General features: G+C 34.7%; 11 protein-coding genes and 1 pseudogene. 9 read left to right on the forward strand and 3 right to left on the reverse strand.

Going from position 1 to position 9,261, the window contains the following annotated elements:
- Together HE1_RS09500 and HE1_RS00735 are read right to left on the reverse strand one after the other, a co-directional pair.
- Window positions 1–602: pseudogene (locus HE1_RS09500) on the reverse strand (transposase family protein); the annotation flags it as partial.
- Window positions 603–1,097: 495 nt separating this feature from the next.
- Window positions 1,098–1,982 carry an acetyl-CoA carboxylase carboxyltransferase subunit beta gene (locus tag HE1_RS00735; protein ID WP_006290364.1) on the reverse strand — a complete coding sequence of 295 codons (885 nt, stop codon included), beginning with the start codon at window positions 1,980–1,982 and terminating at the stop codon, window positions 1,098–1,100.
- Window positions 1,983–2,698: 716 nt separating this feature from the next.
- On the opposite strand from HE1_RS00735, the gene HE1_RS00740 reads away from it, so the two are divergent.
- From HE1_RS00740 to HE1_RS00750, 3 genes are all read left to right on the forward strand, one after another.
- A complete protein-coding gene (locus tag HE1_RS00740) occupies window positions 2,699–3,610 on the forward strand; it encodes a hypothetical protein (RefSeq protein WP_035543494.1) in 912 nt (303 codons plus the stop codon).
- Window positions 3,611–3,759: 149 nt separating this feature from the next.
- On the forward strand, window positions 3,760–4,500 hold the full coding sequence (locus HE1_RS00745) for an undecaprenyl-diphosphate phosphatase (RefSeq protein ID WP_206537204.1): 741 nt from the start codon (window positions 3,760–3,762) through the stop codon (window positions 4,498–4,500).
- A 43-nt stretch (window positions 4,501–4,543) separates the two neighbouring features.
- The gene (locus tag HE1_RS00750) at window positions 4,544–4,954 is read left to right on the forward strand and encodes a lipoyl protein ligase domain-containing protein (protein ID WP_162480101.1); all 411 of its coding nucleotides are present in this window, start codon (window positions 4,544–4,546) and stop codon (window positions 4,952–4,954) included.
- A gap of 450 nt (window positions 4,955–5,404) precedes the next feature.
- On the opposite strand, the gene HE1_RS10165 is transcribed toward HE1_RS00750, so the two are convergent.
- Window positions 5,405–5,677: a transposase gene (locus HE1_RS10165; protein WP_006290357.1), complete on the reverse strand. Its 273-nt coding sequence runs from the start codon at window positions 5,675–5,677 to the stop codon at window positions 5,405–5,407.
- Window positions 5,678–6,258: 581 nt separating this feature from the next.
- On the opposite strand from HE1_RS10165, the gene HE1_RS00760 reads away from it, so the two are divergent.
- The 6 genes from HE1_RS00760 to HE1_RS00775 all read left to right on the forward strand — a co-directional run bounded on the left by HE1_RS00760 (window position 6,259) and on the right by HE1_RS00775 (window position 8,444).
- Window positions 6,259–6,660, forward strand: a complete 402-nt coding sequence (locus HE1_RS00760; protein ID WP_035543499.1) for a hypothetical protein — start codon at window positions 6,259–6,261, stop codon at window positions 6,658–6,660.
- A 109-nt stretch (window positions 6,661–6,769) separates the two neighbouring features.
- Entirely contained in the window at window positions 6,770–6,940 is a 171-nt protein-coding gene (locus HE1_RS08535) for a hypothetical protein (RefSeq protein WP_162531133.1), read from the forward strand.
- Entirely contained in the window at window positions 6,900–7,136 is a 237-nt protein-coding gene (locus tag HE1_RS00765; protein WP_035543500.1) for a hypothetical protein, read from the forward strand. Before HE1_RS08535 ends, HE1_RS00765 begins: the two co-directional genes overlap by 41 nt.
- Window positions 7,137–7,264: 128 nt before the next feature.
- Complete coding sequence (locus HE1_RS08540; protein WP_162531134.1) at window positions 7,265–7,420, forward strand: hypothetical protein; 156 nt, start codon at window positions 7,265–7,267, stop codon at window positions 7,418–7,420.
- Between the two features lie 7 nt (window positions 7,421–7,427).
- A complete protein-coding gene (locus HE1_RS00770) occupies window positions 7,428–7,676 on the forward strand; it encodes a transposase (RefSeq protein ID WP_162480102.1) in 249 nt (82 codons plus the stop codon).
- A 168-nt stretch (window positions 7,677–7,844) separates the two neighbouring features.
- Window positions 7,845–8,444, forward strand: coding sequence for a serine hydrolase (locus HE1_RS00775; RefSeq protein WP_162531135.1), 600 nt, complete (start codon window positions 7,845–7,847; stop codon window positions 8,442–8,444).
- Window positions 8,445–9,261: the final 817 nt, after the last annotated feature.

Raw genomic sequence — 9,261 nt, forward strand, 5'->3', positions numbered from 1 at the left:
TCATTACAAACACGCTCAAAGATATGAGTGAATGCATGTTTATGATGATCATGGGTGGTGAATTGAATTCTGTTATCTGTAAGGACTTTGTGTATTTTATAAGGTACAGCATTAATAAGGTTGCACAAAACCGCTGCAGTACTCATTTTATTCTGACTTTTAGAAGCTCTGCATATGCAAATTTTGATGTTCTATTTATTTCCTACAAATATAGCTTACCTTCAGCTGTCCTTACTTCTGCACTATCTATATAAAAATAACCACTAGGATAGTGCTAGATAGTTCTTTTTTAGCAGAGCCGCCATGACGCCTTAAGCAACGATGAAGACTTGATTGGCTTAAATGTGGAATAGTTTCTTGTAAATATAATACTTCATCCTCTTGAATGCACACTTGCTTCTTCTTCAGACTCTGAAAGCACAGTAGACTTGATCTTTTTAGGACCCATAGGGAGATCTTTTGTATCTTCTCGATTCTTCCATTTGATAATTGTTTTTGGATTAACATTAAATTTTATAGCCGCTTTTGCTATGCTCTCTTCACTATTTCTCTCTACGGAGTGCCTCAGTCGTTCTGGCATTTGCGTGTAATACTTGTCCCATAAACTTTTCTTCCATGAATTATTGTCTTCATAATATACTCCATAATTCTCTGGGATCAAACATCAACTTTAAACACTTTGGATGTCGTTTTTTGATCGTTACTAAATTTAATATATTCTATTACTTGCTCCCTTAGATTGAAGCTGTGTTGTTTCTTTGTCATTTTTTGTTAAAAATAGCACCACCCTGTCCCACTTTCAAGCTAAATTACTATAAAGTTTTCTGATCTAATAGAAAGTTTGAAAAATTACGTAGATTATTAAAATTTACCTAAAGATTTTTTTAGAGTCGGAGAATCTAAAATCTAATCTCTCTAAAATTCTTTTGCCTCGGAATTAGATGTTCTATTAAAAATTTCGTTAGGATGTACAAAAGATAGATAAAAGATAGTTTGTACCTAAAAAATTTTTCAAATTTTAATCCAAGTACAATAGTTTTTCTATTTTTGTACAACTCAAACTCAGGTCTCTTTGGGGAATATAAAATTTCCCTTTATCAAATCTCAAGGCCAGAATTGGAATCTGGAATACATTTGGGGAGATCAAACAAAGACAGTATCTTTCCTAAAACCGCTCTCATCTCTTTTCGGTTTATAATATGGTCAATAAACCCATGATCTTTTTGAAATTCTGCGGTTTGAAATCCAGGAGGAAGAGGCTGGCGTGTGGTTTCTTGAATCACACGAGCCCCGGTGAACCCAATAACTGCTTTGGGTTCTGCCAAAGTTATATCTCCCAAGGAAGCAAACGAGGCAGCAACTCCCCCAGTAGTGGGGTGAGTAAGCACCGAAATAAACGGAATCGCACTTTCCCTTAATTGAGTCAAAGCCAAAACAGTACGGGGCATCTGCATTAAAGAAAGAATGCCTTCCTGCATACGCGCCCCCCCTGAAGAAGAAAAGATAATATACGGCTTTTTATGATGTAATGCCCATTGCGCACCTTGAATCAGTATTTCCCCCACTCCTAGCCCCATAGACCCCCCAACAAAACTAAAATTAAAGCAAGCCACAATAGCAGTACGCCCCAGGATACTGCCCTGAGCTAACAACACGGCTTCCCATTGCTGAGTTTTAAGACGTGCATCTTTTAGTCGATCTACATAACGTTTTTGGTCGCGAAACTGAAGAGGATCTTCTTTTAAACGCACCGACTCTAACACAGAATAACTTCCCTCATCAAAAAGGTGAGAATATCGAAGCTTTGGTGGGCAAAGTCCGTGATGACCACAGTGAGAGCACACATATAAAGATTTTTCAAAATCAGAGGTTAAGATCATAGTTTCGCAAGATGAACATTTGCTCCACAAGTGTTCTGGGACCTCTCGCTTCGATATTAAGTTTCGAATACGTGGAGGAATAAAATCAGTGAGCCAACTCATAAATCAGCACTCTAAAATTTTCTACTATTTCATAAAGCATTATGACAGAATATTTATGGTTTGTATATCGTAATTTTATGTAAAGAAGAAAAGTAGTTTTATTTAATAGGATAGAAAAAGATGAGGTGATGTTAATGGTACTATAGCACAAATATTTTAGATAACTTAAGAATTTTATACAGTAGAATTTTTTTTTTCAAAATAATAAATTATTTTTATCCAAAAATGTAAAAAAATATTAGAGATTTTCTGTGGAAATGGGGTAAATTGATTAATTATTAAAAACTATGAAATTTTTTAATTTTTTTTATATTTTTTGCATTACAATTAAATAATGTTTTATTTGACAAAAAATAATATGAATTATGATAAAAATAAAAAAATTATCTTATTTTTAGGAATGTTTTTAATATCTTCACAAAAAGGATTTTCTGAAAAATGGCCCCTCTGGAGATAAATGGAAAAATTTTGAAGAATTTCAAACTAATTGGACAGATCATCCCAATCCTTATCCTTCCAATAGCTTAGATATAGAGAAATTTGCGACGAATATTAGGTACGAAAATCGAAAAGAAAAGAAAACAAAAACTGAAACTTTTCTTAGTAATTTTGGAGCGGACACTTCTCCTCGAAGACTTAATACTCTTTACTCCGTTCTAAAGACCTTAAGCGATGTTTTAAATTTTTATCGCATAAACGAAGAAGAAAAATTTAGGTTGGTTAAAAAGATTTTTACCAAACTTTCTTCCTATGTTAAGGAAAATAAAGATAGTTTTTTGAAATCAGTTAGTGAAAATAAAGAAAACATATGTTCAAAAATAGAAAACAAAAAATTAGAAAAAAATGAAAAAGAACAATTTTTAGAAAGATGCGCATATCTGGTTGAAGGTGTATTAAAAAAAACCGATAGTGCTAATGCTAAAAACGATAATGCAAAAAATAAAAGCAATATCTCTAAAGAAAAAGATCCATTTAAAGCGATAATATTAGAAATTCAGAATATTTTTAATAACATTGACGAAAAAAAGAAACAAATTAAGAATTTCGATATAGAAAAATCGAATTTAAGAAAAAACAATCTCAATAATGGTGGTGCTGTGAATAAAAACACTCAAGAAGCTAAGGAAATGATAGATGGAATGAAGCAACCAAAAAATGTAACCTTGCCTGATCAAACTAGAAAAAATTCTCTAAACGTTTCAATTGCAACTAGTGACAGTAGTGCTCATCCTAGTGGTGGTTCTGTTACAAATTCTCAACTCGCTAATGCTAATAATGCAAAAAAGAATGCAGTTGCTCCTCATCTTCAAAACGTTCCTTCAGATGAGATTACTGATTCTGTTTCTGTTCAAACCCCTTCTCAAAAAATTGTTGATAGTACAGCAAGTAATGAAAAAATAAAAAATCAATTCAATGAAACAGGCGCTGATCCTAGGGTAAGTAATAATGATAATGATTTCGAGATTGTAAATTTACAAGAAACAAAAGAAAACTTAAAAAAAATAAATCAAGATTTGACTGAAATATCTTCAATCGTAGATTCGAAAGAAACGAATGGCTCAAAAATTCAAACGAATTCATCTTCTCCTAAAGGATTTTTCAATAAATTAATGTTTTGGAGAAAATAAAATCAAGCAAAATTAATTAACGAATTTTCTAAAGAAATCTATACATTTGCTTTAAAAAAATGCTCTTTTTTCTTTAAGAAAATCATGCTACCCTTAGGGACTTATTAAAGTTAAAATTTTCTATGAAGCATTTCTTGTGGGTGTACAGCTTGGTACAAGGCATTACGGAAGCAATTCCAGTAAGTTCTTCTTCCCACATTCGTTTAATTGCCCAGTGGATGCAGCATCCTTTAAGTCTTGCACTGGAAGGTGCTCTTCATATGGGAACAGGTCTTGCTTTTTGCGCAATGTATCCGTCATCTGTAAAGAAAGCATTTTTGGGTTTTTTTCATGTCTTAAAGGGAAAATATACGACCTCAGAAGCACACTGGTGGATTTTTGTTACTGTTGCCAGTCTTCCCGTACTTGTTTTGGGGGGATTGATGCATTTGCTTCACATGCGCTTGCGGATTCCTGGTGCTATTGCAGTATTGTGTGCTGCTTCTGGTTTTTTGTTGTGGTGGTTTGACCGATATGGGCCACGTATTTATTCCACAAAAGTTGAAAATTTTGAAAAGGGTTGGGTGTTTCGGGCATGCATGCTGGGAGCCTTACAAATGCTGGCGCTTTTCCCTGGAGTTAGTCGTCTTGGAGCATGTTTATTGGCAAGCAGGTGGATCGGATATTCTAGAAGCGAATCTTTGCATATTTCTATTGTTCTTGGAATTATTTCTATTTTTGCTTGTGTTACGTTAGAGGCTCCGGCTTTGGTTCATCTAGATTTTACTCTCTCTCTTTGGGTGCAAACCATTGGAATTACATTTTTCAGCTGTTTTGCTGCGTTATGGATGTTTCGTTGCTATATACAAAATGTTTCCTTTTTTGGTTTTTTTTATATCGGTGTGTTTTAGCCGGGCTACTTATGTTTAATCACGTTCTGTCTTAAGTGTTTTTATGTGCACTATTCCGTTTCATTGTTATCGCTGGTCTTTGCCGCAAGATTATCCTTATATATGCGATGCTATGGTCGCTTATGCCGATGATATTGCATTGGGAAGGGCCTGCGAATCGCTGTGGCTTTTAAGTCACACTCCGGTTTATACGTTAGGTGCAGGTGCGCTTTCTTACGTATCTCAAGATTTGAACGTTCCCGTTTACCGCGCCGGTCGGGGAGGGTTGCTAACGTTTCATGGACCAGAGCAAAGGATGATCTATCCTTTTATTTACATCAAGAGCCGGGGTTTTACAGTTTCTTCCTATTTAAGCAGTTTAGAGCAATGGGTTGTTCACTTTTTAAATTTATTAGGAATTCAAGGAGAGTGCACCCAAGATCGGCGTGGTGTATGGATCCAAAATAAAAAATAGCTTCCCTTGGAATCCAGATTAAACGAAATGTTGCCTTTCATGGAATGGCTTTAAATCTTTATTCTCCTTCCAAGGCGTTTTTAAAGATTTCTCCTTGCGGACTGGAAAAAAAATTTGGAATCACTTCTTTGGAGCAGTTGGGCATACCCCTTTGTTATCAAGAAATAGATAGGCTTCTGTGGAAAGTGTGTCCTTTTAAATTCTCTGTTGAAGACCAAAAGATAAGGGGATAGTGTTCTAAAAATTAAAGAATTGGAATAGAAATAGCGCTCAAAAGTGCGAAAATCAATTGTAAGAAGCTAAATGGGTAAGAAAATATTTACACTATAGTAATTTGGCCTGAAGATGGGATTTGGAAGAATGCAGAAATAGCTTCATAAAGTTTGCCAAATGTATTAATTTGGCATTTAATCCATCGGTTCATATTGGCCCAGAATTTTTTAATTGGATTTAGATCAGGGGCACTCCACACCAAACAGATTCAATTAAATCTTTAGGTTTCTGTGATCGGTGAAAGGCAGCAGTATCCATAACTCCCCTCTGACCTGGCTTCAGATCCTTTATTAAATGTTCCCCCCAAGTTTCGAATACATTCGTAGTGCAAGATCCATTAAACATCATTGGAGCTATCGATTTATTATTCACTAATCCCGCTATAATATTTGTTCGCGCGCAATATTTGCCACTTTTTGTACCTATCGGTTTTTTACTTTTTCTTCCCATCCTCTATCTTTGCCAATCGTTAGCTCTATACCACTTTCATCACTATATAGCTAAAACATCATAAAAAGAACATGACAATAGAGCTTGATAGAATCATTAATTACATAATAAATTATATAATTAAAATTATGATATATTCATTAGATTTCGAAAAATCAATTGGGTTGATATCTGGCTTGCAAAGGGGGTTGGGTGCTACCAAACTTTCCAAAAGAAAGCGGTAGTTTTATGAATAATTCCACTTTCCATAAAGGGAAAGCTATGAAAAATATGCTAGAAGATGCCATAGTTTGCTTTGTTTGCCTCATTATTCTCCAGATCTCAATTCTATTGAGAAAAAATAGGCCTAAGCCAAACATATAAGAAGAACTTCAACTTGCTCAATTGACCACTTGTTTCAATTCCATTTTTCGTAATCTTTTTATACTGATTTAGATATATATAATACATTTTGTGATGCTTTGGTTATACTTTGTTGTTCAGAGTTCGTTTTTTAATGTTAATTTAATAAGCACGGGGTATAATTTATAGAGTAAGCTTCTAACAAATTTTTAGAAATGAAAAAGATACTACTCTTTATAATGTTTAATGCGATCGGCATGCTTTCTTATGCACAAAAAAATCTGGAAGAATTTTCTAGCTCGTATCTAAGGGGTGCGCTGAAAGTTCTTTTAAGAAGTTCTTCAACAGATGATGTTGAAAAAAAGATGAGCAACGTAGCAGTAAAGGAAATGTCAGAAAAATTTTCAGATCTAAGTCAAGACGATCAAGACAAGATGTTAAAGACGATGAAAGTTTTAAGTGCTTTGCCTCAAGACTATGAAGACGAGCAGCTTGACGAGATTTTAAAAGAAAATGGTATACAAAAAGAAGATTTTCAAAAAATTATAGAAGAGGTGGATTCTTCCAGTTTGCCGTCTACAATGAATTCCGATGTTGAGGTATTTATTTGGAAAAAGTTACACGATAATTTAAAAAAATAAATAAATAAAAATTTTAAATATTTATTGTATACTCCCCCTCACTTTTTTGAAGGGTCTTTAAAAGATCCGAAAGAGAGGCTATTTTATTAAAAATAAACAACAATGTTTAATGCAAATTAACCTCTCATCCAGCGCAGAGACTTTTAAAACTTTCGTGCTTAGTATGATCGATCAGCGAAAGGTTCAGCATCCTGCGCTGATCCACAAGATGAACGCTCCAGCTTCAATAAAATCCAAGCTTGAACGCGTCAGGCGTTTTTTTAAAAGGACAAGGAATTGATTCTGGACTCTTCTCAAAAGCCTTGATATCAAGCATTTGGGAGCCAGTTCCTAACATGCATTTAATGCTCGATGGCACCAATTGGAAGTTTGGAACGCAAAATATCAATTACCTCGTACCAGCTGTTAGAGTTGGAAAGATTACATTTCCTTTGTTTTGGAGTAAACCAATTTTAGGAAATCTTTGGATTCGATAAAATTCTCTCCTTTTCAGCTGATCGCGAATTTGTGGGCAAAGATTGGATCACTTATTTGTTTGACTTATTTTTGTGACTTATTTGTTTGACCACAAGATCCTTTTTTTATCCGTATAAAAGATAATCCATTGGCCAACTTCGGCACCTCTAAAAAGCCTTTGAAGGATTTTTTTACTCACCTAAATACGGACAAAGCCGCCATCTGTAACATGCTGGATGATCCTAGGGGGGGTATCGTAGGTAAAAAGATTAAAGATGCGTACCTTGTCATTTGCTTAAGATAAAGACCGGGTGATAAAAGCCTACAAACAAAGATGGGACATTGAACGGCTGTTCAGAACTATGAAAACGCAAGGGGTTAACCTTGAAAATACCCCTATGAAAGATTTGGGAAGACTTTCCAAACTTATCACGATTGTCGCTGTTGCTATTTTATACGCTTCTATAACGGGCCTTACACAAGAAATTGCTTACAAAAAAACAGTCAGAGCGCCTTTGTTATTCATACTTCACAAGGGGACTCAGGTGGATCAAAGATAAACTCTTACTCTTTGATTTCAGCGATCTTTTAAACTACCTGAAAAAAAGTGAGGGGGAGTATGTATTGTCATTACACTTTTTGGCAACAGCGCATATGCATCAGATTCTATGAAACAGTTCCAAGATAATTTAGAAAAAATCACCAATGAGTAAACAGCGAGCGTGACGGTGGCAATTGTTCGTGGTGGTAAGGTTTTCAAAACTTCATCCAAGCAAGCGAACGATGATAGCCAATTTTACATAGGTTCAGCGTCTAAACATATGACGGCGTATATGATGCTTGTCACCCTGAATGAGAAATATCCAGGGATGCCGCTCAAGAAGTTGCTAAAGCAAAAATTAAATGCTTTATTTCCCGACTCTGCTTTGCTGGGAGCCATAGGCAAGGATTGGATATCTGAGGTCAATTTACTTGATTTACTACCCCACAGATCTGGGCTTAGCGATTATTTGGATAGTTACGGCGATGGACTGACTGTGCCGGAAAGCTTAAACAAACCAATCAGTGCAGTTGAATTGCTTCAATCCATTTCGTTTGATGCAAGCAAAAAGCATCTCTATTCAAACTCAAATTATTTGCTAGTTGGGGAACTAATTGAAGAAACAAACGGAGATACTTTGGATCATATATTTGATCGATTCATAAAATTGCCTGCTGGCATGACTTCATCCTTTTGTCCAGTTTCTAAAAATTATTTTGCTCTAAAATCATCCACTTGCTGCAAGAATCTTACGCCTAAATTTCTTTTTAAGTGTTTGAAAAGTTGAGGTTTTCTTTTTTGAAGTGCGCGGGGAGCAAAATTTCAAAGAAGAAAACGGGAAAAATCTAAAATTTTTTCAGGTGAGTTTTGGTGCGTTTTAACAAAAAATTTTGGTTAGGTAGTGTTGTGCTATAGGAAAAAATGCTGAATATTAAAGAACGTTTTATACACCTGGGTAGTGAAGGTCATCAAGACATGCACAAATAGATGCAGAAAATTAAGCTAAAAGTTAATTAAATAGTTGTATGCAGCGTAATAAGATCGAAGTTTTTTAGAAGCAAAGAGTGAGCAATATTCTTAACAAGAAAAATACAGCGAACAGATAGTAGTGATTTTTTTCTATTAAATAATTTATTAAATTTTCTGCAAAAAAATAGATTGTAAAGAGTATAGAAAGGAACTTGAGTAAATTCATTAAGCTTTGGAGGGGGAAGTTTTTTAGAATCCATTTTTGAGGGCAGCGAGTCCAGAAATACTATTCAAACGAAGGTAAAGTTTTCTCTGAAAATTTCGATACTAGTAAGGAAGGATCTGAACAAAAAATTTTGAAATATGGATAACTTTTCCTTTCTCAATCACTCCTATTTCAGCTCTAAGCATGTGAAGCTTCTTCTTTCTCTGAGTAACTCACCTTACGCAAAATTTTTAACCAAAGATAGCGTGATTAATTTTCAAAGTTTTATTAACGTGAAGTGCCGTAAAAATACGCAGTGTTCCCTCTAGCATTTCAAGTTATCGTGTGTTTGCAAGAGTTTTTCGACGAAATTTTGCAAACCAATAGAGGTGTGGAGCGTTATTTTGTTCAATGAAAAACGTTTTATCTT

This window comes from Holospora elegans E1, from assembly GCF_000648275.1.
Lineage (GTDB): Bacteria > Pseudomonadota > Alphaproteobacteria > Holosporales > Holosporaceae > Holospora > Holospora undulata_A.